This is a genomic window from Rhodococcus sp. 7Tela_A2, from assembly GCF_049311045.1.
In the GTDB taxonomy this organism is placed as follows: Bacteria; Actinomycetota; Actinomycetes; order Mycobacteriales; family Mycobacteriaceae; genus Rhodococcus.
In genome coordinates this window covers 1-25,924 of the sequence record NZ_JAXION010000021.1, presented here as the reverse complement: position 1 = coordinate 25,924, position 25,924 = coordinate 1, and the positions used below count along the sequence as shown (strand labels likewise).

22 protein-coding genes are annotated in these 25,924 nt (G+C 68.3%); 10 read left to right on the top strand and 12 right to left on the bottom strand.

Translation table 11 applies throughout. From position 1 onward, the window contains the following. Window positions 1-180: 180 nt before the first annotated feature. Both recG and TVH25_RS06265 read right to left on the bottom strand, forming a co-directional pair. Window positions 181-2,499: an ATP-dependent DNA helicase RecG gene (gene recG / locus TVH25_RS06270; RefSeq protein ID WP_422423606.1), complete on the bottom strand. Its 2,319-nt coding sequence runs from the start codon at window positions 2,497-2,499 to the stop codon at window positions 181-183. 46 nt (window positions 2,500-2,545) lie between these two features. Next, window positions 2,546-4,258: a DAK2 domain-containing protein gene (locus TVH25_RS06265; RefSeq protein WP_296550949.1), complete on the bottom strand. Its 1,713-nt coding sequence runs from the start codon at window positions 4,256-4,258 to the stop codon at window positions 2,546-2,548. A gap of 177 nt (window positions 4,259-4,435) precedes the next feature. On the opposite strand from TVH25_RS06265, the gene rpmB reads away from it, so the two are divergent. Next, entirely contained in the window at window positions 4,436-4,624 is a 189-nt protein-coding gene (gene rpmB, locus TVH25_RS06260) for a 50S ribosomal protein L28 (protein ID WP_072698660.1), read from the top strand. A 112-nt stretch (window positions 4,625-4,736) separates the two neighbouring features. Continuing rightward, window positions 4,737-5,531 (top strand): enoyl-CoA hydratase/isomerase family protein, encoded by a 795-nt coding sequence (locus TVH25_RS06255; protein ID WP_169620517.1) that lies wholly within the window; start codon window positions 4,737-4,739, stop codon window positions 5,529-5,531. Window positions 5,532-5,555: 24 nt separating this feature from the next. On the opposite strand, the gene TVH25_RS06250 is transcribed toward TVH25_RS06255, so the two are convergent. The 3 genes from TVH25_RS06250 to TVH25_RS06240 form a co-directional block, all read right to left on the bottom strand. Beyond that, entirely contained in the window at window positions 5,556-6,251 is a 696-nt protein-coding gene (locus TVH25_RS06250; RefSeq protein WP_346765086.1) for a uracil-DNA glycosylase, read from the bottom strand. 73 nt (window positions 6,252-6,324) lie between these two features. Beyond that, entirely contained in the window at window positions 6,325-6,846 is a 522-nt protein-coding gene (locus tag TVH25_RS06245; protein ID WP_378527917.1) for a gamma carbonic anhydrase family protein, read from the bottom strand. Window positions 6,847-6,856: 10 nt separating this feature from the next. Then, on the bottom strand, window positions 6,857-7,828 hold the full coding sequence (locus TVH25_RS06240) for a thiamine-phosphate kinase (RefSeq protein ID WP_296550968.1): 972 nt from the start codon (window positions 7,826-7,828) through the stop codon (window positions 6,857-6,859). A gap of 109 nt (window positions 7,829-7,937) precedes the next feature. On the opposite strand from TVH25_RS06240, the gene TVH25_RS06235 reads away from it, so the two are divergent. Beyond that, window positions 7,938-8,576: a DUF3515 domain-containing protein gene (locus TVH25_RS06235; protein ID WP_169620515.1), complete on the top strand. Its 639-nt coding sequence runs from the start codon at window positions 7,938-7,940 to the stop codon at window positions 8,574-8,576. A 31-nt stretch (window positions 8,577-8,607) separates the two neighbouring features. On the opposite strand, the gene TVH25_RS06230 is transcribed toward TVH25_RS06235, so the two are convergent. Then, entirely contained in the window at window positions 8,608-10,194 is a 1,587-nt protein-coding gene (locus TVH25_RS06230; RefSeq protein ID WP_169620514.1) for an acetyl-CoA hydrolase/transferase family protein, read from the bottom strand. 365 nt (window positions 10,195-10,559) lie between these two features. Here TVH25_RS06230 and TVH25_RS06225 point away from each other — a divergent pair, with 365 nt between their 5' ends. The 5 genes from TVH25_RS06225 (at window position 10,560) to TVH25_RS06205 (ending at window position 16,168) form a co-directional block, all read left to right on the top strand. Then, window positions 10,560-12,698, top strand: a complete 2,139-nt coding sequence (locus TVH25_RS06225) for a RecQ family ATP-dependent DNA helicase (protein ID WP_169620513.1) — start codon at window positions 10,560-10,562, stop codon at window positions 12,696-12,698. Window positions 12,699-12,839: 141 nt separating this feature from the next. Further along, window positions 12,840-13,358, top strand: a complete 519-nt coding sequence (gene ectA, locus TVH25_RS06220; protein ID WP_169620512.1) for a diaminobutyrate acetyltransferase — start codon at window positions 12,840-12,842, stop codon at window positions 13,356-13,358. A 61-nt stretch (window positions 13,359-13,419) separates the two neighbouring features. Beyond that, entirely contained in the window at window positions 13,420-14,703 is a 1,284-nt protein-coding gene (gene ectB, locus TVH25_RS06215) for a diaminobutyrate--2-oxoglutarate transaminase (protein ID WP_169620511.1), read from the top strand. A 57-nt stretch (window positions 14,704-14,760) separates the two neighbouring features. Continuing rightward, entirely contained in the window at window positions 14,761-15,159 is a 399-nt protein-coding gene (locus TVH25_RS06210; protein ID WP_422423605.1) for an ectoine synthase, read from the top strand. A gap of 73 nt (window positions 15,160-15,232) precedes the next feature. Beyond that, complete coding sequence (locus TVH25_RS06205; protein ID WP_169620509.1) at window positions 15,233-16,168, top strand: D-isomer specific 2-hydroxyacid dehydrogenase family protein; 936 nt, start codon at window positions 15,233-15,235, stop codon at window positions 16,166-16,168. Between the two features lie 18 nt (window positions 16,169-16,186). On the opposite strand, the gene ligD is transcribed toward TVH25_RS06205, so the two are convergent. Continuing rightward, complete coding sequence (gene ligD / locus TVH25_RS06200) at window positions 16,187-17,149, bottom strand: non-homologous end-joining DNA ligase (RefSeq protein ID WP_422423604.1); 963 nt, start codon at window positions 17,147-17,149, stop codon at window positions 16,187-16,189. A 129-nt stretch (window positions 17,150-17,278) separates the two neighbouring features. Here ligD and TVH25_RS06195 point away from each other — a divergent pair, with 129 nt between their 5' ends. Both TVH25_RS06195 and TVH25_RS06190 read left to right on the top strand, forming a co-directional pair. Beyond that, window positions 17,279-18,817 (top strand): ATP-dependent DNA ligase, encoded by a 1,539-nt coding sequence (locus tag TVH25_RS06195; protein WP_422423603.1) that lies wholly within the window; start codon window positions 17,279-17,281, stop codon window positions 18,815-18,817. 8 nt (window positions 18,818-18,825) lie between these two features. Then, window positions 18,826-19,674 (top strand): NAD-dependent protein deacetylase, encoded by an 849-nt coding sequence (locus tag TVH25_RS06190; RefSeq protein WP_422423613.1) that lies wholly within the window; start codon window positions 18,826-18,828, stop codon window positions 19,672-19,674. 3 nt (window positions 19,675-19,677) lie between these two features. On the opposite strand, the gene proB is transcribed toward TVH25_RS06190, so the two are convergent. The 5 genes from proB to TVH25_RS06165 all read right to left on the bottom strand — a co-directional run. Then, window positions 19,678-20,778: a glutamate 5-kinase gene (gene proB / locus TVH25_RS06185; protein ID WP_296550944.1), complete on the bottom strand. Its 1,101-nt coding sequence runs from the start codon at window positions 20,776-20,778 to the stop codon at window positions 19,678-19,680. 17 nt (window positions 20,779-20,795) lie between these two features. Beyond that, window positions 20,796-22,253 (bottom strand): GTPase ObgE, encoded by a 1,458-nt coding sequence (gene obgE, locus TVH25_RS06180; RefSeq protein ID WP_169620504.1) that lies wholly within the window; start codon window positions 22,251-22,253, stop codon window positions 20,796-20,798. A gap of 169 nt (window positions 22,254-22,422) precedes the next feature. Then, window positions 22,423-22,686: a 50S ribosomal protein L27 gene (gene rpmA / locus TVH25_RS06175; RefSeq protein ID WP_169620503.1), complete on the bottom strand. Its 264-nt coding sequence runs from the start codon at window positions 22,684-22,686 to the stop codon at window positions 22,423-22,425. 37 nt (window positions 22,687-22,723) lie between these two features. Further along, window positions 22,724-23,035 (bottom strand): 50S ribosomal protein L21, encoded by a 312-nt coding sequence (gene rplU, locus TVH25_RS06170; RefSeq protein ID WP_072698676.1) that lies wholly within the window; start codon window positions 23,033-23,035, stop codon window positions 22,724-22,726. 221 nt (window positions 23,036-23,256) lie between these two features. Beyond that, a partial coding sequence (locus tag TVH25_RS06165; RefSeq protein ID WP_422423602.1) for an Rne/Rng family ribonuclease occupies window positions 23,257-25,924 on the bottom strand: 2,668 nt, incomplete at its 5' end.

Sequence of the window (25,924 nt, the reverse complement as noted above, 5' to 3'; positions counted from 1 at the left end):
GACGTAACAATCGATTCGCTGCCCCGGTTCCATATCCTGGGAAAGTGTGGCTACCTGTGACGACTGGAACAATTCAGACGTCTCAGAGGTAACACGCCGGCAATCCCCTCAGCCCTCTCGCCGTAACCTCTCGGCCCGCTCCCGGAGACGGTGCGCGAAACGTAACACCGGGATCGCGGCTCAGGACTTGTCCAGATACTCGATGCTCTCGGTGTCGAGCGCGGCCGTCACCATGCTCGCCAGACCCGGGTGCTCCCGTAGTCCCGGGTCCTGATCGGTGACGGTCCGCGCGAACGCCCGGGCGGCTTCGATGACGTCCCCGTCGTCGACGAGCGAAAGCAGACGCAGCGTGGTCACCGTGCCCGACTGCGCCTTGCCCAGAACATCGCCCTCGCGGCGCAACTGCAGGTCGAGTTGCGCGAGTTCGAACCCGTCGGTCGTTCCCGCGACCGCCTGGAGGCGGGTCATCGTCGGGGATCCCGGCTTCGTGTCGGTCACCAGCAGGCACAAGCCCTGGTGACCACCTCGGCCGACGCGCCCGCGCAACTGGTGCAACTGGCTCACACCGAATCGGGGGGGGGGGGCGGCGCCCCCCCCCGGCGGCGGGGGGGCCGCGGCCCCCCCCCCCCCCCCCGCGACGACGGTGGTGCAGACGAGCACGTCGACGGCACCGTCGTTGAACTCGCGCATGACCGCGTCCTTGTCGTCGGCGGGCAACCGGCCGTGGAGGAGCCCGACGTTCAGATCGCGGAGAGGGCCGGAGGCGAGCATCTCGTGAAGTTCGAGCACGGAGGTCGTCTCGGGGGGCTCCTGCGCACCGGACGCGCGTGCGCGCGACTTTCCGGCCGGCGCGGCGCCCTGCTCGCCCGGGTCGACGGGAAGGTCCTCGTCGGTATCTCCGTCGCCGATCCTCGAGCACACCACATAGGCCTGCCTGCCCTCCGCGACCTCCTCCCGGATGCGTTCCCAGGCGCGGTCGACCCACGTCGGATGCACTTTCGCCGGCACCACCCGGCTCACGATCGGCGAACGACCACGCGGCAGTTCCCGGAGGGTGGAGACCTCGAGGTCGCCGAGCACCGTCATCGCGATGGTGCGCGGGATCGGTGTCGCGGTCATCACGAGCACGTGCGGGGACGCGCCGTCGCGGCCGCGGGAACGCAGCGAATCACGCTGTTCGACACCGAAGCGGTGTTGCTCGTCGACGACGACCAGTCCCAGGTCGAAGAAGTTCACACCGTCCTGGATCAGCGCGTGCGTGCCGATGACGATCCCGGCGTCGCCGGTGACCGCCTCGTTGAGCGCCTTCCGCTTCCGGGCCGTACTCATCGAGCCGGTGAGCAGAGTCACGCGGGTCGCGAGTTCATGAGCTCCGAGTTCTCCGGCCGACGCCAGATCGCCGAGCATCGCGGTCAATGACCGGGCGTGCTGCGCCGCGAGCACCTCGGTGGGTGCGAGCAGCGCACACTGGTGTCCCGCGTCGATCACCTGCAGCATCGCCCGCAACGCCACGATCGTCTTACCGGAACCCACCTCGCCCTGTAGCAACCGGTTCATCGGGTGCGGACGCGACACGTCGGCGGAGATCTCTTCGGCGACGGCGAGCTGGCCCGCGGTCAGCTCGAAGGGCAGACGCCGATCGAACTCCTCGGCCAGTCCCCCGTCGCGGCGCGCGCACGCCGGTGCCGAGCGCACCTCCACGTCGTGGCGCCGTTGCGCCAGCACGAGCTGCACGGCCGTGGCTTCGTCGAACTTGAGCCGGTCGCGGGCGCGGTCCACCTCCTCCTTGGTGTCGGGGAGATGGACCGAGCGCAGCGCCTCGTCGAGGCCGATGAAACCCCGGTCGGCCAGCACCCAGTCGGGCAGCGGGTCTTCCACGGGATCGAGCTGGTCGAGGACTTGGCGCACACAGCGCATCACCGTCCACGACTCGACGTCGCGGGTCGCGGGGTACATCGGGATCAACGCGCGGTCGAACACCGACATGTCGACACCCGCCGCGTCCTGCGCGGTACGTGCGAGGCCGGCGAGCGCACCCGCACCTCGGACGCGCGCGGGGGCTGCGGAGACGAGGTCGTCGGCGGTGCGAGGTTCGGGCAGAACCACGTAGCTGGGGTGGGTCAGGCTCCACTTGTCGCGGAAGTACTTGACGGTGCCGGAGAACATCGCCCGGACGCCCGGTTTGATGTTGTGCTTGACCTTGTGCGGGTTGAAGAACGTGACGTCGATGGTGTGCCGGTCGGATCGCAGCCGGACCGCGAGTCGCTTGCCCGCGCGCGATTTCATCGGCACTTCCTGGGCGGATTCGACACGCGCGATGATCGTGATGTGCTGGCCTTCGACGGGGCGGCTCTCGCCGAGTTCCGCTCCTTGCGTCGCGTAACGGTGCGGGTAGTGCCGCAGCAGGTCCTCGACGGTGGTCATCCCGAACGCGTCGGACAGGGCATCCGCCGTCTTGTGCCCGAGGAGATGATCGAGCCGGTCCGCGAGTGTCGCCACTGCCGTCCCTTCCGCATTCCGTGTGGTGGCCCTCGCGGCGCACCGACTACTCGACGCCGAGCTGCAGCAGGTCGCTGCACTGGCCGCCCCGGTACACCACAACCTCCAGCGCGGGATGACGGCGATCGAGGTGCTCGGTCAGCTGCTCGGCAAGTCCGTCGGGAGCGTCGGAGCCGACCAGCATCGTCACGAGCTCTCCGCCCGCGGCGAGGATCTTGTCGAGCAGAGACACTCCCGCTGCCACCAGATCATGCTCGATGACTACGACATCATGTCCCGACAAGCCGAGGCTGTCGCCCGGCTCGCACGTTCCCACCCAGGTCAGAGCCCGTTCCTCTGCTATGCGCAACGAACCCCACCGGACGGCGGCCGCGGCTTCGGACATCGCGAACGCGTCGTCGACCGTCGCGCGGCCGGGATCGTGGACGGCCAGCGCCGCCAGCCCCTGCACCATCGACGAACTCGGCAGGAACATCACGTTCCGGTTCTCGGACCGAGCCTGCACACCCACGGCGACGACGTCCTGCGCCGACAGTGAACCGTTCGGCAGGACCAGCACGTCACCGCTGGGCAGGGCGCGAATCGCCTCGAGGAGGAGGTGCGGACCGAAGTCCGTGTCCGCGTGCAACACGGCGGCACCTTCGGATTCGAACAACTCCCTCGTGCCGTGGCCTGCCACCACAGCGAGTACAGCCCGCGGCGCGGTACCGACTGCCGTGAGCGGCACCACCGTGGCGGGAATACCGGGCTGCGCCGAGCACGCGTCGCCTGTCGCGGCGTCCAGCGCGAAGCACGTGATGTCGATGCGGATCAGGGAACCGGCGGCGAGTCCGGCTTCCACCGCAGCGCCGGGATCGCAGCAGTGCACATGGACCGACCAGGACCCGGCGCCGTCCCCGACGACCGCCACCGAGTCGCCCAGCGCGTCGAGCCGGACCCGGAGGACGTCGATGTCCTCGATCTCGGCGCGCTCGACGACGTACATCACTTCGTAGTCCTGCTGCGTCTCGGTCCGCGGTGCACGGGAGGGTTCGGACGCGGAACTCGCCGCCGCCGGGACGGGTGGTCCGGTGACCTGGATGCGACGGCGGGGCCGTTGCCCGGTGGTGACTTCGACCAGGCAGTCGAGGAGTATCACGAGTCCGAGGCCGCCGGCATCGACGACTCCCGCTTCGGCCAGTACGTCGAGTTGCGCAGGGGTTCGCTGCAGGGCGTCCGCTGCAGCGTCGGCGGCGGCCACCGTGACGTCGCAGACCGTGGCACCGGGGTCACGGGCCGCACGTTCCGCACCGTCCGCCGCGGCGTCGAGGACACTGACGATGGTGCCTTCGGCGGGCGTGCTCAGCGCTTTCATCACCAGTGTCGACGCCCGCGCCAGTGCGTCCGCGAGTCCGCGGCCGTCGACGGTGGTGTGCCCGGACATGGCGTCGGCGACTCCTCGCAAGGCCTGGGCGACGATGACTCCCGAGTTCCCCCGGGCGCCGAGAAACGCGCCGCGTGCCAGGCGCTCCGACACGTCCCACGCGGTGAGCGCACCGTCGACGGGGCCACCGATGTTCTCGACGGCGGACTGGAGAGTGAGCACGAGGTTGGTGCCGGTATCGCCGTCCGGAACAGGGAAGACGTTGAGGGTGTTGATCTCGTGGCGGCGCTCTTCGAGGGCTTCGAGCGCGATCTCGGCCCATCGCCGCAGCGCGCGCCCGCCGACCGTGTCCCCGACCTCGAGCACCAGCTCACACCCCTCTACGTCGCTGTTCATCCTCTGCCCGAAAGAGTAGCCGGGGGTCGTGCATACGTCCGGTTTGGTCATCCGCCGTGGAGTTCGCTAAGCTGATTGGGTTGCCTCGCACGGGTGACCCTGTTCCCCGTGTTTGTAGGACGCGAAGCAAGACCAGAGAAGATGCATTATCCACTAGACACACAAGGAGTTCGCGACATGGCTGCCGTCTGCGACGTATGCGCCAAGGGCCCCGGCTTCGGGAAGTCGGTCTCGCACTCGCACCGGCGTACCAATCGTCGCTGGAACCCGAACATCCAGAGCGTCCGCGCTCAGGTTGCCCCGGGCAACACCCGCAAGATCAACGTGTGCACCTCCTGCCTGAAGGCAGGCAAGGTTACGCGCTGACCTAGGTCGAGCTGCAGAGCCACCCCCCCCCCGCGCAATCGGCCCGGGCCCCCCGCGGTGACCGCGGGGGGGGCGTCCGTCGTTCGCGTCGGGTGCCGGATAGTGTGCCGGAATGAGCGAAAACAATAAGTCCCTCGTGCAGATCGAGGACGGCGTGCTGCAGATCGCCGTGGCCACCGCCGAGCACGGCACTTCCCTGTCCCCCGCGGGGATGGAACAGGGCACCGCGGCACTCCGGGCCGCCGGTCCCGAGATCGGTGCGGTCCTGCTCGTCGGCGAGGGCAGCAATTTCTGCGCGGGCGGCAACGTCCGCGGCTTCGCGGGTGCCGAGGACCGGGGCGCGCATCTGTTCGACATCGCGAACCTGTTCCACGATTTCATCCGGGAGATCGACGCGATCGGCGTTCCGGTCGTCGCGGCTGTGCACGGCTGGGCCGCCGGCGCCGGCATGAGCATCGTTCTGCATGCCGACATCGCGCTCGCCGGTCCCGGCACCAAGATGCGTGCCGCCTACCCGTCGATCGGATTTTCCCCCGACGGCGGCATGTCGTGGACCTTGCCCCGGATCGTCGGTCCTGCACGCGCGCGGGAGATCATCATGACCGACGCGGTGATCAACGCCGACGAAGGCGTCCGGCTCGGACTGCTCAGCAGGTTGGTGGCCGACGACGAGATCGGGAGCGAGGCGCTGCGTATCGCCCGGACCCTCGCTCACGGTCCGACCCAGTCGTACGCGTCCATCCGGAAACTCGTCGCCGAGTCCGATTCCCGGTCGCTCTCCGATCATCTCGACGCCGAAGCCGCTGCCATCTCGGCAGCCGCGACCACACCCACGGGCATCGAAGGCGTCGACTCGTTCGTCGAGAAGCGCCGCCCCGACTGGTCTGCTGTGCGCGCTCGCTCCTGACGACGTGCGGTGCGGTGCCGGTGGTCAGGCCAGTCGCCAGTCCACCGGCTCCGCGCCCTGTTCGACGAGCAGCGCGTTCGCCCGGCTGAAGGGCCGCGACCCGAAGAATCCGCGCGACGCCGACAACGGCGACGGATGCGCCGACTGCACCGTGGGCACATCACCGAGCATCGGTACGAGAGTCCCGGCGTCGCGACCCCACAGGATGGCGACGAGCGGTGCCCGACGGGCAACCAGCGCGCGGATCGCTTGCTCGGTGACTTTCTCCCAGCCCTTGCCCCGATGTGAGGCGGCCTGTCCCGGAGCTACGGTGAGAACCCGGTTGAGCAGCAGCACGCCGCGTTCGGTCCACGGTGAGAGATCACCGTTCGGGGGCAGCGGCAATCCGAGATCCTCGGTGTACTCGCGATAGATATTGGTCAGGCTGCGGGGAATGGGCCGTACCGCCGGATCCACCGAAAAGCTCAGCCCCACAGCATGTCCCGGAGTCGGATACGGATCCTGTCCGACGATGAGCACCCGCACCTCGTCGAAGGGTTGCGCGAATGCCCGCAAGACATCGGCCCCGGCCGGAAGGTAGGAACGCCCCGCTGCCAGTTCCGCCCGCAGGAACTGTCCCATCGAGGCGATGTCGTCGGCGACCGGAGCGAGCGCCTGCGCCCAGCCGGGCTCGATGATCTCGGACAACGGCTTGCTCACTCGGGCGGCCTGCTCTGTCACGTTCTCCTGCTCCTGATTCGTGCTTGTTGTCGCGGGTCGTGCACTGGTTTCCCCCGACACGATGGTGGCCCGGTCAGTCGAGGCGACGCAGTGCGGTGCGGTAGTACTCGGCGTTGGCCGCATACATCTTCGCGTTCGCGTCGAAGTGGCCTTCCGGGACCTCGACTCCGTCGCGAACCTTTGCGGGCACGCCCATCGCCATCCGGCGGGCCGGCAACTCGAATCGCGGCGGGATCAGCGCTCCGGCGGCAACCTGGGCGCCGGCGCCGATGGTCGATCCGTTGAGGACGAGCGATCCGGATCCGATGAGAGCGCCGTCGCCGATCGTCGCGCCCTCGATGTGCACGTTGTGCCCCACCACACACCGCGCGCCGATGACGGTGGGCTCGATCGCGGTGCAGTGGACGATCGTTCCGTCCTGGATGTTGGTTTCCTCACCGATGGTGATCGTCCCGTAGTCCGCGCGCAGGACCGCCGTGGGCCATACCGACGCGCGGGCACCGAGTGTGACGTTTCCGATCACGACCGCATCGGGATGAATCCAGGCATCGGGGTGGATATCGGGAACGCGATCACCGAGTGCATAGAGAGCCATGTCGCCCAACCTATCTCGAGGTACCGGGCGAAAAGCTGTGCCACCCTCCGGGACCGGCCGGAGGCCTGCCGTCGACGGTCACCCCGCGCCCCTGCCGCACGGTTCCGATGCGCCGCCACCCGCTGGGCAGCATCACGCCCGGCGGGAAGCACGCTGCCAGCGCGTGATCCTCGCCGCCTGCGAGCACCCATTCCCACGGGTCCGCGCCCAACTCCGCCCCGGCGGCGACGAGACGCTCGTCGGGTGTGATCGCGGCGCGATCCACATCGATCGCAACGTCCGACGCGGTGGCGATGTGCCCGAGGTCGGCGACGAGACCGTCGGAGATGTCGGTTCCGGCGCGGGCACCGGCATCGGCGGCGGCGGGGCCGGCGTCGTACGGGGGTGAGGGCACGCGGTGCGCGTCGACGAGATCCCGATAACCGTCGAGGCCGGCGACGAGCACGGCGAGACCTGCTGCCGACCGCCCCACATTCCCGGCGAGAGCCACGACGTCCCCGGGGCGGGCACCCGAGCGCAGCAACGGCGCACGACCCTCCAGGTCACCGAGGACCGTGACCGACACGATCACCTCGCGCGCCTGGACGAGATCGCCGCCGACAACTCCTGCTCCGAGCGCTTCGGCTGCTTCACCGATGCCTGCGGAGATCTCGTCGAGCACGGCGGCGGGCGTCTCCGGCGGGCAGCCGAGTCCCACGACGAACGCGACCGGCCGGGCCCCGATCGCGGCGACATCGGCACCGTTCTGCGCGACGGCTTTGCGTCCGACCTCGTGCGGGCTCGACCAGTCGAAGCGAAAGTGCCGGCCCTCGACCAGCATGTCGGTGGATACCGCGATTCTCCCGTCGGCCGCGGCGACGACCGCAGAGTCGTGCCCCGGTCCTACCAGGGTCGTGCGGGGTTGCCGTCGTCCCGCGATCGCACGGGCGATGGCGGGAAACTCGCCGATGTCGGAGACGGTGGGGCCGGTCTGATCTGCCACGGTGATGGGCGCCTCTTTCTCGGTCGGCAGCGGATACGGGCCGGTACGCCCCCTGCTACGTTCGTTCCACGCTACCGTTGCCGACATCATCCCTCCGACGCTGGACACCATGAACAACACACATTCTTCCGAGCAGGAACCCGGCGACCAGGGTCCTGACGAGCAGGAACCCGCCGACACCGCCGGGTCCGAGCAGACGACACCCTCCGAACCGCGTCGCCATCCCGCACTGATCGCGACTGCGATCGCGCTGCCGGTGGCACTGCTGGTGGGCGTGGTGGTTGCCGCCGTGTTCGTCGCGCGCACCCCGGTCAACTCTCCGGTCGGGCTGGGTCCGGTGCCCGCCCCCGACGCCGAGTCGGAATCCTGCACCTCACTGCTCGGCGCGCTGCCCGAGGATCTCGGCGACTACACGCGCGCCGAACTCGCCGATCCCGCACCGGCCGGCGCCGCGGCGTGGCAGTCCGCAGACGGCGCGGAGGTCGTGTTGCGATGCGGACTCGAGCGGCCCGCCGAATTCGATCAGGCCGCGGCGCTGACGGTCATCGACCAGGTCCAGTGGTTCGAGATCTCGGGCGCACAGCAGGGCATCGACGCGAGCACGTGGTTCGCCGTCGACCGTCCCGTCTACATCGCGCTGACGGTACCCAACGGGTCGGGACCGACACCGCTGCAGGACGTTTCGGCATCCATTGCCGAGACGCTCCCCCAGCAGGAGATCGATCCCGCCCCGATCGGCGGGCCCTGAACCGTCACCCGCTGCCGATGCGGCTGTGCCGTTACTGTCCGGCGGCCGCGCGCATCGTGCCGGTGCGCTGGAACCGGCTGTGGAACGAGAACGCCTCGTCGAGAAGGTGTGGCGTCTGACCGGCCCCGGGCAGCGCCTCGGCCCGATCGACGTAGTCGTGTAGTTCCGCCCGGAAATCGGGATGGGCACAACGCTCGATGACCACCCGGGACCGCCGGCGCGGCGACAGGCCGCGCACGTCGGCGAGGCCCTGTTCGGTGACGATCACCTGGACGTCGTGTTCCGTGTGGTCGACGTGCGGCACCATCGGCACGATCGAGGAGATCGCGCCGTTGCGCGCGGTCGACGGGCTGAGGAACATCGACAGGTAACCGTTGCGGGTGAAGTCACCCGAGCCACCGATGCCGTTCATGATGCGCGTGCCCATGACATGGGTGGAATTGACGTTGCCGTAGATGTCGGCCTCGAGCATCCCGTTCATGGCGATGATCCCGAGCCTGCGCACGATCTCGGGATGGTTGCTGATCTCCTGGGGGCGCAGCACGATGTGGTTGCGGTAGAAGTCGATGTTGCGCACGAACTCGTCGAGGCCCGCCTCGGACAGCGCGAGGGCGGTGGACGACGCGTAGCGCACCGTCCCGTTCGCGATGAGTTCCAGCATGCCGTCCTGGATGACCTCCGAGTAGCACGTCAGCCCGCGGTACGGCCCGCTGGAGAGCCCGGCGAGCACCGCGTTGGCAACGTTGCCGACACCGGACTGCAGCGGCAGCAGAGTGTCGGCGGGGAGGCGCCCGGCGGCCACCTCGTGCGCGAAGAAGTCGAGCACATGCCCGGCGATGGCCTGACTGGTCGCGTCCGGCGCCGTCAGCGGGTTCGCGCTGTCCGACACATCGGTCTCGACCACCGCGACCACGCGCGCCGGGTCGACCCGGAAGGTCTGCTGCCCGATCCGGTCCTCGACATCGGTGAGGTGGATCGGGGTGCGGTGCGGCGGGAGCGCGGTGCCGTAGTAGATGTCGTGGACACCGGCCATGGCATCGGGGATCCAGGAATTGACCTCGAGCACGATCTTCTCGGCGACATCGAGCCACGTCTTGTTGTTTCCCACGGAGGTGGCGGGGATCAGTTCACCGGACTCGGTGATGCCGGAGACTTCGACGACCGCGACGTCGACGTGCCCGTAGTAGCCCTCCCACACCTGCTGCGCCACGTGCGACAGGTGGATGTCGACGTAATCCATGCGGCCGTCGTTGATACGTCCGCGCGCGGTCGGCTCGGCTTGGTACGGCATGCGCAGAGCGATGCCGTCCGCCTCGGCGAGCAACCGTTCGGTCTCCGTCGACACCGAGGCTCCGGTGAGAAGATTGATCGTGAAGTCGTCACCGCCCGCCCGAGCACGGCGAATGTGCTCGGCCAGTGCCGGAGTGACCCGCTTGGGGGTACCCGCGCTCGCGAAGCCACTGATCGCGACGGTGTCGCCGGAGCGAATGTGCCGCACCGCCTCCTCTGCGGAAACGATCTTGCGCCTGAAGGATTCGTTGCGGATGCGGCCCGCGGAGGTGACTCCGGCGACTGTCTCCGCCTTCGACGGCGCAGAGGAAAGGGTGGGTGCGTGCATGGCGATGAGGATAGAGGGGCCGAGAGACTCGCCGATCACACTCGCCGAACGGGCGCGATCCCGATCACGTTGCGGCCGGCGTCCGGCGTCGTATCGTATACGCCACCTTGTCGGGCAAACATCTTGTGTGACAGATACTTTCGGCTCTGCGCACAAGGTTCCCGGGCGCCGCGCGTCGCGCGGACGGTGGCGCAGGGCAGGCGGACGGAGGACAACCGTTGGATGCGTTCGTCGCTCACTCGGCACCGCTCACCGAACGAACGCGCCACTCGTCGTGAAAAAACGCGTACCCGACCCGCCGACGGTGGGCCGCTCCGATTCGCAGTGCCACCGTACGAGTCGGTGATGTCGGGCACGATGGGGCAATGAGCATCCCCACCGACGGTCTGCGCGACGACGCCGAACACCTCCTCCGAGAGCTTGCCGGACCGGACGCCCGCTTGCGCGACGACCAGTGGACCGCGATCGAGGCGCTCGTCGTCCAGCGCCGCCGGGCACTCGTGGTCCAGCGCACCGGTTGGGGAAAATCCGCCGTCTATTTCATCTCCGCCAAACTGCTGCGGGCGCACGGACACGGCCCGACGGTGATCGTGTCCCCACTGCTGGCACTGATGCGCAACCAGGTCGCCGCCGCCGAACGAGCAGGTGTGCGGGCCGCGACCATCAACTCCGGCAACATGACGGAGTGGGACGAGATCCACGAACGGATCCGGTCCGGTGATGTCGACGTCCTGCTCGTCAGTCCGGAACGGCTCAACAACCCCGACTTCCGCGATCAGGTGCTCCCGGCTCTCGCACGCGACGCGGGTCTCGTCGTCGTGGACGAAGCGCACTGTGTATCGGACTGGGGCCACGATTTCCGTCCCGACTACCGGCGTATCCGCACGCTCGTCGCCGACCTCGGCGACGGAGTGCCGGTTCTGGCCACCACCGCGACCGCCAACGATCGGGTGGTCGCCGACGTCGCCGCGCAACTGGGAGTCGGCGCTCAGGTCCGGTCGGGTGTGCCCGGAGAGCCGGCGTCGTCGTCCGACGGAACACTCGTTCTGCGCGGCGGACTGGACCGCCCCTCACTGCACCTGTCGGTGGTCCGCATCGACGAACCGGCTCGTCGTGCGGCCTGGCTGGCCCAGCATCTGGACGAGCTTCCGGGTTCGGGCATCGTGTACACGCTGACGGTGTCGGCCGCACGCGATCTCGCGGCACTGCTGTCGGACCACGGCTACGCCGTCGCCGCGTACACCGGTCAGACCGACCCGGCCGAACGGGAGCAGCTCGAGTCGGACCTTCTGGCCAACCGCGTCAAGGCGCTGGTCGCCACGTCGGCGCTGGGCATGGGGTTCGACAAGCCCGATCTGGGCTTCGTCGTCCATCTCGGGGCGCCGTCCTCTCCTATCTCCTATTACCAGCAGGTCGGCCGGGCCGGCCGTTCGACGGACCGCGCGGAAGTCGTGCTTCTCCCCGGCCCCGAGGACCGGCAGATCTGGCAGTGGTTCGCCTCCGTGGCGTTCCCGGAAGAGTCGCTGGTGCGCCGGGTCATCGAGGCGCTCGACCCGGAACGGCCGCTGTCGACCCAGGCATTGGAGCCGCGTGTCGACCTCAACCGGTCACGGCTCGAGATGGTGCTCAAGGTGCTGGACGTGGACGGAGCGGTCCGCCGGGTGAAGGGCGGTTGGATCGCGACGGGACAACCGTGGGTGTACGACGCCGAGCGGTATGCCCGCCTCGAAGAAGCCCGCACCGCCGAACAGAACGCGATGATCGAGTACGAGCGCACCACCGAGTGCCGCATGGTCTTCCTTCGCCGCCAGCTCGACGATCCGGAACTCACCGCGGACACCCCGGGATGCGGCCGGTGCGACAACTGCACGGGGTCGCGATGGTCCGACGTCGTGGACGAGGCGGAGGTGGCCAGGACGAAGGCTCGCCTCGAGCGCCCCGGCGTCGACCTCCCCCCGCGACGGCAGTGGCCGACGGGCATGGCGACGCTCGGTGTGAAGCTCTCGGGCCGCATCACCGACGGCCCCGAGCCCGGGCGCGTTCTGGGAAGACTGTCGGATCTGGGCTGGGGTCCCCGCCTGCGTGCGCTTCTCGACGCTCCGGACGGTCCCGTTCCCGACGCGGTGGTGCAGGCGTCGGTGGCAGTGCTCGCGTCCTGGGATTGGGCGCAACGACCCACCGCGGTGATGGCCGTCGAGTCCCCGGACCACCCGGTGCTCACCGCCTCGCTCGCGTCGCGTCTGTCACAACTGGGCCGACTTCAGGATTTAGGTGTATTACGTCGCCGAACGGGGCATCCCCCTGCGACGGCCGCGAATTCGGCATACCGGATCGCCGCGCTCGTCGATGCGTGGGAGACGCCCGATCTCAGCGGAGTGCGCGGTCCGATCCTTCTCGTCGATGCGGTGACCGACACCGGCTGGACGCTCACGATGGCGGCGAGGACTCTCGTCGCCGCCGGAGCCGACGCGGTGCTGCCGTTCGCGCTCGCGAGCCCGAAGTAATCGCTACGAGGAGACCAGACGCTACATGTTCGTGACCGGTATCACACCACATGTCCTACCTGCACGAAGCGCGGACTTTAGCACCCGAGCCAGGCGAAACGGGTGAATTCGACATCAAATCTTGTTAAGTTACGAGGACTTATGAAGCCCGTTACGGAAAGTAGTACCCCATCTGTAGAGCCGGCTGAATTGAGTTTCCGGAGTCCGCGCATCGCCGACGGAAAACGGCTGTGGCAGATCGCCCGCGACTCCCAGGTACTCGATGTCAATTCCGGTTACGCGTATGTGTTGTGGTGCCGTGATTTCGCCGAGTCTTCCGTGGTCGCCACCGACGAGCACGACCGCGCCGTCGGTTTCGTGACCGGATACCTGCGACCCGAGTCGCCACAGACGTTGTTCGTATGGCAGGTCGCCGTCGACGCCGACCAGCGCGGTCGTGGCGTCGCAGGCCGCATGCTGGACACTCTGCTCGACAGGCTCGCCCCCCTCGGCGTCACCCGCCTCGAGACCACGGTGAGTCCCGACAACGCAGCGTCGATCGCGATGTTCACCGCATTGGCTCGCCGCCGCGGAACCCATATCACCCGGAGCGATTTGTTCGCGCCCGACGATTTTCCGGATTCTCATCTGGCTGAGGATCTTTACACGATCGGAGAGTGATCACCCGAGATTCGGGTATCGATCACTTCGAGTTTCTTAAATATCGCAGGAGGACCACCACATGACCATCCTGGAACACAAGCCCGGCACGACGGGCGACATGGATATCTTCACGCATCTCGAGTCGGAAGTGCGCAGCTACAGCCGCAGCTGGCCCACCGTATTCGAAAAAGCGTCCGGATCCTGGCTCCGCAGTGAGAGCGGCAAGGACTACCTCGACTTCTTCGCGGGCGCCGGCGCCCTCAATTACGGGCACAACAACCCGATCCTCAAGTCCGCGCTCGTGGACTACATCATGAGCGACGGCATCACCCACGGCCTCGACATGAACACCGTCGCGAAGCGGCGCCTTCTCGAGACGTTCGAACAGCTCGTGCTCAAGCCCCGCGGGCTCGATTACAAGGTCCAGTTCCCCGGTCCTACCGGCACGAACTCGGTCGAGGCCGCACTCAAGCTTGCCCGCAAGGTCACCGGGCGCGAGTCGGTCATCAACTTCACCAACGCCTTCCACGGTATGACGCTCGGCGCTCTGTCGGTCACGGGCAACTCCATGAAGCGCGCGGGTGCCGGCGTCCCGCTGGTGCACGCGACCCCGATGCCGTTCGACAACTACTTCAACGGAGTCACCGAGGACTTCCAGTGGTTCTCCCGCGTGCTCGACGACGCCGGCAGCGGCCTCAACCGCCCCGCCGCGGTCATCGTCGAGACCGTTCAGGGTGAAGGCGGCGTCAATATCGCGCGCCCCGAATGGCTTCGCGCGCTGGCGGATCTGTGCCAGGAACGCGACATCCTGCTGATCGTCGACGACGTGCAGATGGGATGCGGCCGCACCGGCCCGTTCTTCTCCTTCGAGGTCGCCGGGATCACCCCCGACATCGTCACGCTGTCGAAGTCGATCGGTGGCTACGGTCTGCCGTTGGCGCTGACGCTGTTCAAGCGCGAACTCGACGTCTGGGGTCCGGGCGAGCACAACGGCACCTTCCGTGGGAACAATCCGGCGTTCGTCACCGCTACCGCCGCCCTCGAGCACTACTGGGCCGACGACAAGCTCGAGCGCGAAACGCTGCGCAAGGGCGAGCGCATCCGGCAGACGTTCATGAACCTGTCCGACATGTTCGACGGCGTCTCGACGCGCGGTCGCGGTCTCGTCCAGGGACTGGTGTTCGAGAAGCACGAGAACGCACAGAAGGTCTGCGAGCTCGCCTTCGAGGAGGGTCTTCTCGCGGAGACCTCGGGGCCGTCCGACGAGGTGGTCAAGCTCCTTCCGCCGCTGACCATCAGTGACGACGAGCTGGAGTTCGGACTCAATATCCTCGCCGAGGCCACCGCGAAGGTGCAGGCCTGAGCGAAGTCCGCTCCCCCTTTCCCGAGAAACCCTCACCCCTAAGGATTTTCGACACCCATGATCGTTCGTACGACTGAAGAGATCTCCGGTACCGATCGCGACGTCACGTCCGAAGACGGCAACTGGACCAGCAAGCGGATCGTGCTCGCCGGCGACAAGGTCGGTTTCTCGTTCCACGAGACGACCATCAAGGCGGGCACCGTCAACGAGTTCCACTACGCGAACCACATCGAGGCGGTGTGGCTGGTGGAAGGCGAGGGCACCCTCCAGGACCTGGACAACGACGTGGAGTACGAGCTGGGTCCGGGTTCGATGTACCTGCTCAACGGCCACGAACGCCACCGCGTCCTGCCGCGCACGACGATGCGGATGATGTGCGTGTTCAATCCTCCGGTGACGGGTCGCGAGGTCCACGACGAGAACGGTGTCTACCCGCTCGTCGAAGAACCTGCCTGATACCCACCCGGGTGGTCGCCGCGCGCGACGCGAGCACGTGACCAATTGCGGGGCGGGCGCTTAGAGTCGAATCATGACTTTCGAGCGCTCGCCCCGCATTGCTGTCGGTCCGGCGCCGGACGAGCGCTTCGTCCGAGCCGTCACCAGTGGCGGTGGGGTGGTGTGCGACCTGGACGACGCGCCCGACGCGCTGGTCTGGACCGGCGGACCCGACTCGTTTCCCGAGTCGCTCCCCCGGTCCGTGCGCTGGGTTCAGCTTCCGGCGGCCGGGGTCGAGCGCTGGCTGTCCGAAGGAATCGTCCGGGCTCATCCGCAAGTGATGTGGACCTCCGCCGCGGGTGCGTACTCGGCGACCGTTGCCGAGCACGCGCTCATGCTGCTGCTCGCCGGGGTGCGGGCACTGCCGGCCCACCTCGAGGCAACCTCCTGGGAGCCCGAGGCCTTCTTTCCCACCCTCGGGACGTTGCGAGGGTCCACCATCGGCATCATCGGTGCCGGTGGCATCGGCAGGGCACTGATCCCCATGCTCGCGGCACTGGGCGCACGCGCCCTGGCCGTGACCCGCAGCGGCCGTCCCGTACCCGGCGCTGTCGAAACCTACCCCGTCGAGAGGATCGACGAGATCTGGCACCTCGCAGATCATTTCGTCGTCGCCGCACCCTCGACCACCGAGACCGAACAACTCGTCGGCGCCCCGGAACTTGCCGCCATGAAACCCACCGCGTGGGTGATCAACGTTGCCCGGGGACGCCTCATCGATACCGAGGCACTGGTGGAGGCGCTACGACAGGGCACCATCGCGGGAGTGGGTCTGGACGTCACCGACCCGGAACCTCTCCCCGACGGTCACCCCCTCTGGTCGATGCCGAATGCGATGATCACACCCCACGACTCCAACCCCCCGGCGGTACGCATCCCCGCCTACCTCGAGCACGTCACGGAGAACGTCACCCGGTTCGCGTCCGGGCTCGATCCCGTCGCTGTGATCGACCCGAGCGCCGGGTACTGAGCGCGCCTCGGTGCGGGGTCACGAACCGGCGCGACCGATATCCCCGTTCTCCGCCTCGTCCCGGTCGGCCCATTCGAGAAGAGCGTCGAGCGAGAAGACGGCGTCGTCGATCCCCGCGTGCAGGTCCCCGTATTTCGCGAACCGGTCCGGGACGGTCGCGACCGTGAATTCCCGCGGGTCGACATCGGGCACTTCCTCCCAGCGGACCGGCGTCGAGACACGGGCGTCGGCCACCCCGCGAATCGAGTACGCGCTCGCGAGGGTGTGGTCGCGCGCGTTCTGGTTGTAGTCGACGAACACGGCCGACTGGTCGCGGTCCTTACGCCACCAGGTGGTCGTCACGTCCCGGGGCGCTCGTCGTTCGACTTCCCGCGCGAATGCCCATGCGGCCCGGCGTACGTCGTCGAACCCCCATCGGGGCTCGATCCGGACGTAGACGTGCAGTCCCCGGCCACCCGACGTCTTCGGCCAGCCGACCGCGCCCAGTTCGGCGAGGACTTCCTGTACCACTCCGGCCACGCGCACCACGCGATCGAATCCGCAGTCGGGCATCGGGTCCAGGTCGATGCGCCACTCGTCGGGACGTTCGACGTCGGCGCGGCGCGAGTTCCAGGGATGGAACTCGACCGTGGACATCTGGACGGCCCACACCACGTCGGCGACGCGGGTGACGCACAACTCGTCCGCGTCGCGGTTGTAGCGCGGAAAGTGGACCCGGACGGTGTCGACCCAGTCCGGCGCGCCCTGGGGAAGCCGCTTCTGGTGCACCTTCTCCCCCTCGATGCCGGACGGAAACCGGTGCAGCATGCACGGCCGTTCCCGCAAGGCGCGGACGATGCCGTCGCCCACGGCCAGGTAATAGTTCGCGATGTCGAGCTTGGTGACACCGACTTCGGGGAAGTACACACGCTCGGGATGCGACAGCCGAACCGTACGGCCGTCGGCTTCGAGTTCGACGGCTTCCGACGAGTCCTTCCCCATGCGGTCCCTCCTCGTGTACCCACGGGCCACCGCGTGCGGCCCGCCGGCGTGCACCCATCCTCGCGCGCCGGACACCACACCGCAGCACTTTCCGGTGCCGTGCTCCCTGCCGCGCGTTACCGTCGAGCTGTGTTGCTCGAGAGCGTGGTGGAGACATCGGACGCGGTGGCGGGGACCCGCTCACGGCGCGCGAAGACCGAGGCGTTGCGCGCATTGCTCGTGCGCGCCGATCCGGCCGAAGTCGAATCGGTGGTGTCGTGGCTGTCCGGGGAGCTGGCCCAAGGACGGATCGGAGTCGGTTTCCGCACGCTCGCGGGCCTCGATCTGTCGCCGGCCGGCACGGCGACGCTCGAGGTCTCCGAGGTGGCCGCGATCCTCGACTCCCTCGCGACGACGTCGGGCCCGGGTTCTGCTGCGACACGTCGAGCACAGCTCGACGAATTGTTCTCACGCGCAACCGCCGGCGAACAGCATTTCCTCGTTCGTCTGCTCGGCGGCGATCTACGTCAAGGGGCGCTCGAAGGGGTGATGACCGATGCCGTGGCCGCGGCAGCAGACCTTCCCCTCGACGCGGTGCGGCGCGCCTTCATGCTCTCCGGACAACTCAGCGGCACGGCAGCGGCGGCCTTCGAGGGCGGGCTCGACGCCCTGGCCGCGTTCCGGATCGAGGTGGGCCGGCCGGTACGGCCCATGCTTGCCTCGCCGGCCGAGTCCCTCACCTCCGCGCTCACCGAACTCGGCGGCGAGGTGAGTGTGGAGTACAAACTCGACGGCGCACGCATCCAGGTACATCGTGCGGGAGACGAGGTACGGATCTTCACGCGTACGTTGCGCGACATCACCGGGTCCGTACCGGAACTGGTCGACCTCGTCGCCGGCCTGCCGTGCACCAGTGTGGTGCTCGACGGGGAGACGCTCGCCTTGACCGATTCCGGCCGTCCCCGCCCCTTCCAGGAGACGATGAGCCGATTCGGCGCACGCAGCGAGCGCGAACTGCTGCTGCATCCGTACTTCTTCGACTGCCTGCACCTCGACGGAGACGACCTCCTCGACGCTCCCCTGTCCGAACGACTCGCCGCCCTCGACCGTGTGGCCGCGCGACACCGGATACCTGCGGTGACGGCGCCCGGCCCGGAGCGTGCGCAGGCGCACCTCGCGGCGTCGCTCGATCACGGGCACGAAGGCGTCATGGTGAAATCCCTCACGTCCCCCTACAACGCGGGTCGGCGCGGACGCGCGTGGCAGAAGGTCAAACCCGAGCACACACTCGATCTGGTGGTGCTGGCCGCCGAGTGGGGTTATGGGCGCCGGACCGGATATCTGTCGAACCTGCATCTGGGCGCGCGCGATCCCGACGGCGGCCCGCCGATCATGGTGGGAAAGACGTTCAAGGGCCTCACCGACGAGTTGCTGCGGTGGCAGACAGCCGAATTCCCGCTACACGAGTCGCACCGGGACGAGCACACCGTCTATCTCGAACCGCGCCTGGTAGTGGAGATCGAACTCGACGGTGCCCAGGTCAGCACGCGCTATCCGGGCGGGGTGGCGCTCAGATTCGCGCGGGTACTGCGCTACCGCCCGGACAAATCGCCGGCAGAGGCGGCCACGATCGACGCGGTGCGTGCACTGCTCCCCCGCTCGCCGGTCGGCAACGACGGCCTACCGTAGAAGGGGTGATCGACGTTCGACCTTCCCTCGACTCCCTGTGGTCCCTGGTGGACGGCAAGCGGGTCGCCGTGCTCACCGGCGCCGGCGTCTCCACCGACTCCGGCATTCCGGACTACCGCGGACCGGATTCTCCGCCGCGTAACCCGATGACGATCCAGCAGTTCGTCGGAGACCCGGTGTTCCGGCGCCGCTACTGGGCACGCAACCACGTGGGCTGGAGGCATATGGACGCCGCCCGCCCCAACGTCGGTCATCGCGCCCTGGCCGCGCTCGAGCACGCCGGGTGCGTCACCGGCGTGATCACCCAGAATGTCGATCTCCTGCACACCAAGGCGGGCAGTCGCCGCGTCATCGATCTGCACGGCACGTACGCGCAGGTTCGCTGCCTGGCCTGTCAGCATAGGATCTCCCGATTCACCCTCCACGAACGCCTCACCGGCGCCAACCCGGGGTTTGCCGAACGCGCCCGCGCGATCACGGGACTCGAGGTGGCGCCCGACGCGGACGCGGTCGTGGCCGATACCGACGGCTTCGTCGTGGTCGACTGCGAACGATGTGGCGGGATGCTGAAACCGGACATCGTGTACTTCGGCGAGATCGTGCCCCGGCCGCGCGTAGACGAAGCCTTCCGGGTGATAGACGAGGCCGACGCACTCGTCGTCGCCGGGAGTTCCCTGACCGTGCAGTCCGGGTTGCGGTTCGTGCGGCACGCCGTTGCACGCGACATACCGGTGGCGATCATCAACCGGGGACCGACGCGCGGTGACTCTCTCGCCGCACTCAAGATCGAGGCAGGAACGTCGGAATCGCTCGCGGCGTTGACATCCCGCGTCGCCGAGCCGACACCGACTGCGTAACAGCTAGATTCGCACCAGATCGTCCGCGTGCACCACGGGACGATGCAGATCGGCCGGCAGGTTCCGGGTGGAGAAACCGATCATGAAATCGAGTTCGGCCACGTCGTAGGCAACCACGCCGCGGGCCACGGTGCGGCCGTCCGGAGCGATGAGGGCAACAACATCGCCGGCGTGGAAATTGCCACTGGTACCGGTGATTCCGGCGGGCAGCAACGACCGGCGGCGATCGACGACCGCGCGGACGGCACCCTCGTCGAGATGCAGCGCGCCGTGGGTATCGGCGGCGTGCCGCACCCAGAACAGCCGGGCAGACAGACGATCGGGGCGGGCCGAGAACGCCGTCCCGACGTCCGCGGTGGTCAGTGCCCGGGCAGCGTCCGATGCCGCGGCAAGCAGCACCGGCACACCGGAGTCCGCGGCGAGCCGCGCAGCGGACAGTTTGGAGGCCATGCCCCCGGTACCGAGTGCGCCGCCCGACCCGGCGACGACACCGTCGAGGTCTTCCGGACTGGTGACTTCCGGAATGAAGTGAGCCCCACCCTTCCGTGGATCACCGTCGTACAGTCCGTCGACGTCCGACAGCAGGATCAGCGCGTCCGCACCGACGAGATGCGCGACGAGAGCCGCGAGCCGGTCGTTGTCACCGAACCGCAGTTCCGCGGTCGCGACGGTGTCGTTCTCGTTCACGATCGGCACGGCCCCGAGGGCGCGCAGACGATCGAGGGTGCGCTGGGCGTTCCGGTGCTGGGTGCGGCGGGCGATGTCGTCCGCGGTGAGCAGCACCTGTCCGACGGTCCGGTCGTACCGGGCGAAGGAGGTGCCCCACGCGTGAGCGAGGGCGAGTTGCCCGACGCTGGCCGCCGCCTGCTTCGTGGCCAGATCGCGGGGCCGCGTGGTGAGTCCCAGCGGCGCGAGTCCGGCGCCGACAGCCCCGGACGACACCACCACGACGCTCGAACCCGACCGCATCCGCGACTCGATCGCGTCTGCGAGCCGGTCGAGCCTGCCACGATCGAGGCCGCCCACCAGGCTGGTGATCGCCGACGAGCCGATCTTGACCACCACGCTGCGTGCGTCGGAGATGACCTCTCGCGTGTCGCTCACAACTCTCCTCGAAAAGATCAGAAGTCGTCGTCGTCGGAAGCGAGCCCCCGACGGACCTTCTTGGCATGGCGGCGTTCTTCGGCGCCGACGCGATCGACCTGGTCCAGGCGGGCGTCGGTGCCTCGCCCGGTGCGCACGACGTCGACACCGGCTGCGGTCTGCGGCTCCCAGTCGAAGCTGACGTCGCCGATGGTGACCGAGGCGCCGGGCTGCGCGCCCATCTTGACCAGCTTGGCCTCGACGCCGAGCCGTGCCAGCCGGTCGGCGAGGTAGCCGACGGCTTCGTCGTTGTCGAACGCCGTCTGGCGGACCCAGCGCTCCGGGCGCTCGCCGCGCACGATGAATCCACCGGGAACTTCGGGATCGGGAACGACGGTGAAGCCGGTCTCGTTGCGCGCGATCGGGCGGATCACCGGACGGGTGGGCTCCGCGGGCGGATGCGCCTCGCGGTACTCCTCGACCATCTTCGCGAGCGCGAACGTGAGGGGCCGCAGACCTTCGTGGGTCACCGCGGACACGGTGAACACCGGCCAGCCGCGCTTCTCGAACTCGGGCAGGACGAACTCGGCGAGTTCGGCGGCGTCGGGAACATCCGCCTTGTTGAGGACGACGATGCGGGGCCGGTCCGCGAGGTCACCGAGGCTGTTGTCGCCGGACAGCGCGGGCTGGTATGCCGCGAGTTCGGCTTCGAGGGCGTCGACGTCGGAGATCGGGTCGCGACCCGGGTCCATGGTCGCGCAGTCCACGACGTGCGCGAGCACCGCGCAGCGCTCGATGTGCCGCAGGAAATCGAGGCCGAGACCGCGGCCCTGGCTTGCGCCCGGGATCAGTCCGGGCACATCGGCGACGGTGAAGGTGGTGTCGCCGGACTGGACCACACCGAGGTTCGGAACGAGCGTGGTGAACGGGTAGTCGGCGATCTTGGGTTTGGCCGCGGACAGCACGGACACGAGCGACGACTTGCCGGCCGACGGGAACCCGACCAGACCGACATCCGCGACGGATTTCAGTTCCAGGACGAGTTCACGTTCTTCGCCCTCCTCGCCGAGCAGCGCGAAGCCGGGGGCCTTGCGCGCCTTGGAGGCGAGGGACGCGTTGCCGAGGCCGCCTCGGCCGCCCTGCGCAGCGATGAACCGGCTGCCGACGCCGACGAGGTCGGCGAGGACGTTGCCGTCGGTGTCGAGCACGACGGTTCCGTCCGGGACCTCGAGCACCAGGTCGTTGCCGTTGGCACCGCTGCGGTTGCCACCGGCACCCTGCGTGCCGTTGGTTGCCTTCGCGTGCTGGTGGAAGTGGAAGTCGAGCAGCGTGTGGACGTTGCCGCTCACCTCGAGGACGACGTCACCGCCGTTTCCTCCGTTGCCGCCGTCGGGGCCGCCGAGGGGCTTGAACTTCTCGCGATGGACGGAGGCGCAACCGTTGCCACCCTTACCGGCGCTGACGTGCAGCACAACCCGGTCGATGAAGCGGGACATGGATGGACCTCTTTCCGTGCGAGAACTGGCGAAGCTTCCCGATATGTACTGGCGAAACGTGCTGTGTGGAAAACCAACAAGGGCGGGACAGGGTGTGTGCGACCCTGGCCCGCCCCTATTGGGAGTATGTCGCGAGGAAACCCTCGCAGTGTCCTGTTCGGACGGCAGATCAGGCGTCTGCCGCGACCGGGACGATGTTGACCGTCTTGCGTCCACGCTTGGTGCCGAACTCGACAGCACCCGCTTCGAGGGCGAACAGCGTGTCGTCGCCGCCGCGTCCCACGTTCACACCGGGGTGGAAGTGGGTGCCGCGCTGACGCACGAGGATCTCACCGGCGCTGACGGACTGGCCGCCGAAACGCTTGACGCCGAGGCGCTGGGCGTTCGAATCGCGACCGTTACGGGAGCTTGATGCACCCTTCTTGTGTGCCATGACGAACCCTCCTGGGGGTTGAAGCTCGAAGCTCGAGTTACTTGATGCCGGTGACCTTGACGACCGTCAGCTTCTGACGGTGGCCCTGGCGCTTGTGGTACCCGGTCTTGTTCTTGAACTTGTGGATGTGGATCTTCGGGCCCTTGGTTTGCTCGACGATCTCGGCGGTGACCGATACCTTCGCCAGCTTGTCGGCGTCGGTGGTCAGCTCGGATCCGTCGACGACGAGGACCGGAGCAAGCGAGACAGCAGCGCCGGGCTCACCCTCGATCTTCTCGACCTTGACGAGGTCGCCTTCAGCGACCTTGTACTGCTTACCGCCGGTCTTGACGATCGCGTACGTTGCCATCGGACGGCTACCCCTTGCTTCTTCGAACGTGCTCGCGCCACAGTCTTGCGGTCGCGACTGGTCTGTATGGTGCTTACTCGGTCCCGCCGCCATCCTGAGTCCAGGCGCGGCTGGGCAGTATCGCCGAGTAGCGACTGAACAAGATTACGGGAAAGTGGCGGCCAGGGTCAAACCGGGCCGAGCTCCCCCGGCCCGGGCCGGGCCGGGGCGGGGGAGACCCGTCATGCTTCGGCGTCAACGGGCGGACCCGCGGGGCGTCCCGCAGCCCGCCGTGAACGTGTCCTGCGGACCACCTTGACGGCAGGTTCGTCGGCGCTCGAAGGCGCGTCCTCGGGCGTCGACACCGGCGTGGTGGCCGGAGGCGTCACCGGCGTCGAGTCGGCGGCCGGGGCCGGCAGGACGAACACCGTCGCAGCGGCGTCCGCGTCCCCGGCAGGTGCTGCCGGGCGTGCCACACGGCGCGCGCGACGACGACGGGGAGCGGGCTCCGAGTCGGATTCCGGCGCGGAAACCTGCTCCGCCTCAACACTCTTCGGGGCCGACTTCGCGACCGCAGCCTCGGCCGCAGCGATCTCCTCCGCGACCTCCTCCGGCTCGTCCGCAGGGGTCGTGACCGTAGTCGCGTCCTCTCCGGTGCCGGATTCGCTCCGGGCGGCGTCGGCGATCCGGCCGGGATCGGCTGCCCGCAACGGCTCGGAGATCTTCACCGGGTCGCCCTCCTGGCCGGCCGGTGGCTGCGTCGCCGGAGCGTCTGCTCCCGCGTTCGCGGACTCGGCGACAGGAGCGTCGGTGGAGTCGGCCACAGCAGCATCAGCGGAGTCGGAATCGCTGTGCTCCGGGTGGTGCGAGGCCATGGCGAGCGCCACAGGATGAGCCGCGCGCCTGGCCAGCTCCTCCTGCGAGGGTGCCGGGGCGACGGTCTCTTCCACGACCACCTCGGCGACGGGTTCCGGAGCACTCTTGTCGCGCCCCCGCTTGCGCCGCGAACCGCCGCCCTGCGAACGCGTCGACTCCTCGTGCGGCTTGGACTCGATCGGCTCCGAGTGCACGATGATGCCGCGTCCGTTGCAGTGCTCACAAGTGGTGGAGAACGCCTCGACCAAACCGGTACCGAGACGCTTGCGCGTCATCTGCACCAAGCCCAGTGAGGTGACTTCCGACACCTGATGGCGGGTGCGGTCCCGTCCGAGGGCTTCGGTGAGACGGCGCAGCACCAGGTCGCGGTTGGACTCGAGCACCATGTCGATGAAGTCGACCACGATCATGCCGCCGATGTCGCGCAGCCGCATCTGACGGACGATCTCTTCCGCCGCTTCGATGTTGTTGCGGGTGACGGTTTCCTCGAGGTTGCCGCCCGAGCCGGTGAACTTGCCCGTGTTGACGTCGACGACGGTCATTGCTTCGGTGCGGTCGATCACGAGCGTGCCGCCCGAGGGCAACCACACCTTACGATCGAGCGCCTTCGCCAGCTGTTCGTCGATGCGGTGAGCACCGAACACGTCCACCGAGTTGTTGGAGCGGTACCGCTCCACGCGCGGCAGCAGGTCGGGTGCGACCGTGCGGATGTAGGACTCGACCGTGTTCCAGGCGTTGTCGCCCTCGATGACCAGCTTCGAGAAGTCCTCGTTGAACAGGTCGCGGACGACCTTCACAAGAAGGTCGGGCTCCTCGTACAGCGCCTTCGGCTGCCCGGAGGCCTCGGCCTGCACCTTGTCGGCCTGGGCGCTGATCGTGTCCCACTGCGACTGCAGACGGGTCACGTCGTGCGCCAGTTCGTCCTCGCTGACGCCTTCCGCAGCGGTGCGGATGATGACCCCGGCTTCTGCCGGAACGATCTCCCGCAGGATGTCCTTGAGCCGCTTGCGCTCGGTGTCCGGCAGCTTCCGGCTGATCCCGGTCGACGATCCACCCGGGACGTAGACGAGGAATCGGCCGGCCAGGCTGATCTGGGTGGTCAGACGCGCGCCCTTGTGGCCGACGGGGTCCTTGCTGACCTGGACCACCACCATGTCGCCCGGCTTGAGCGCCTGCTCGATCTTGCGGGAGTTTCCTCCCAGGCCGGCAGCCTCCCAGTTGACCTCACCGGCGTAGAGCACGCCGTTGCGGCCGCGTCCGATGTCGATGAAGGCGGCTTCCATGGACGGCAGCACGTTCTGCACGCGACCGAGGTAGATGTTGCCGACCATCGACGCCGACCCGGAGGTCGTGACGAAGTGCTCGACGAGGATGCCGTCTTCGAGCACGGCGACCTGCGTCATTCCCGCATGGGCACCGGAGGTGCGCTCGCGGACCACCATGACCCGGTCCACGGACTCACGGCGTGCCAGGAACTCCGACTCGGTGAGGATCGGGGGACGGCGACGGCCGGCTTCCCGACCGTCCCGGCGACGCTGTCGCTTGGCTTCGAGGCGCGTCGAGCCGCTGATGCCCTGCACCTCGTCCTTGACGCGCGCCTTGGGCCGCGGCTCCCGCTCGTGCACGACGGTGGGAACTGCATCGTCGTCGCCCGACGTGTCGGTGTCGGAATCGGCCGATCCGCGGCGGCGACGACGGCGGCGACGGCGACGCGACGTGCCGTCGCTGTGCTCGTCGTCCTCGGAGTCGTCGTCCGAGTCGGCGTGGTCCGACTTGTTCTGGTCCGTCTTGGTCTGGTCCGACGGTTCCTCGTCTGCGGCAGCCGGCTTGCCGTGCCGGTCGTCGCCCGAGTCGGCCGCGGGGCCGGTCTCGGTCCGGTCGTCGTCCTTGCCGCTCTTCTCCTCGTGTTCGGAGGAGGTGTCGTCGTGCTGATCGTTCTCGCCGCTGTCACCGCGTCCACGGCCACGGCCACGACGTCCACGGCGGCGGCGACGGGGATGCTCGTCCTGATCGTCGTCGTCCGGGCCCTGGGCC

Bases quoted from the DNA above. Each gene is read 5' to 3' on its own strand.
- rpmB (WP_072698660.1), top strand. From the start codon at position 4,436: ATGGCTGCCGTCTGCGACGTATGCGCCAAGGGCCCCGGCTTCGGGAAG.
- ectB (WP_169620511.1), top strand. From the start codon at position 13,420: ATGACCATCCTGGAACACAAGCCCGGCACGACGGGCGACATGGATATC.
- TVH25_RS06265 (WP_296550949.1), bottom strand. From the start codon at position 4,258: ATGAACAGCGACGTAGAGGGGTGTGAGCTGGTGCTCGAGGTCGGGGAC.
- obgE (WP_169620504.1), bottom strand. From the start codon at position 22,253: ATGTCCCGCTTCATCGACCGGGTTGTGCTGCACGTCAGCGCCGGTAAG.
- TVH25_RS06255 (WP_169620517.1), top strand. From the start codon at position 4,737: ATGAGCGAAAACAATAAGTCCCTCGTGCAGATCGAGGACGGCGTGCTG.
- ligD (WP_422423604.1), bottom strand. From the start codon at position 17,149: ATGGGGAAGGACTCGTCGGAAGCCGTCGAACTCGAAGCCGACGGCCGT.
- TVH25_RS06235 (WP_169620515.1), top strand. From the start codon at position 7,938: ATGAACAACACACATTCTTCCGAGCAGGAACCCGGCGACCAGGGTCCT.
- TVH25_RS06210 (WP_422423605.1), top strand. From the start codon at position 14,761: ATGATCGTTCGTACGACTGAAGAGATCTCCGGTACCGATCGCGACGTC.
- rplU (WP_072698676.1), bottom strand. From the start codon at position 23,035: ATGGCAACGTACGCGATCGTCAAGACCGGCGGTAAGCAGTACAAGGTC.
- TVH25_RS06230 (WP_169620514.1), bottom strand. From the start codon at position 10,194: ATGCACGCACCCACCCTTTCCTCTGCGCCGTCGAAGGCGGAGACAGTC.
- TVH25_RS06245 (WP_378527917.1), bottom strand. From the start codon at position 6,846: ATGGCTCTCTATGCACTCGGTGATCGCGTTCCCGATATCCACCCCGAT.
- rpmA (WP_169620503.1), bottom strand. From the start codon at position 22,686: ATGGCACACAAGAAGGGTGCATCAAGCTCCCGTAACGGTCGCGATTCG.
- TVH25_RS06205 (WP_169620509.1), top strand. From the start codon at position 15,233: ATGACTTTCGAGCGCTCGCCCCGCATTGCTGTCGGTCCGGCGCCGGAC.
- TVH25_RS06225 (WP_169620513.1), top strand. From the start codon at position 10,560: ATGAGCATCCCCACCGACGGTCTGCGCGACGACGCCGAACACCTCCTC.
- ectA (WP_169620512.1), top strand. From the start codon at position 12,840: ATGAAGCCCGTTACGGAAAGTAGTACCCCATCTGTAGAGCCGGCTGAA.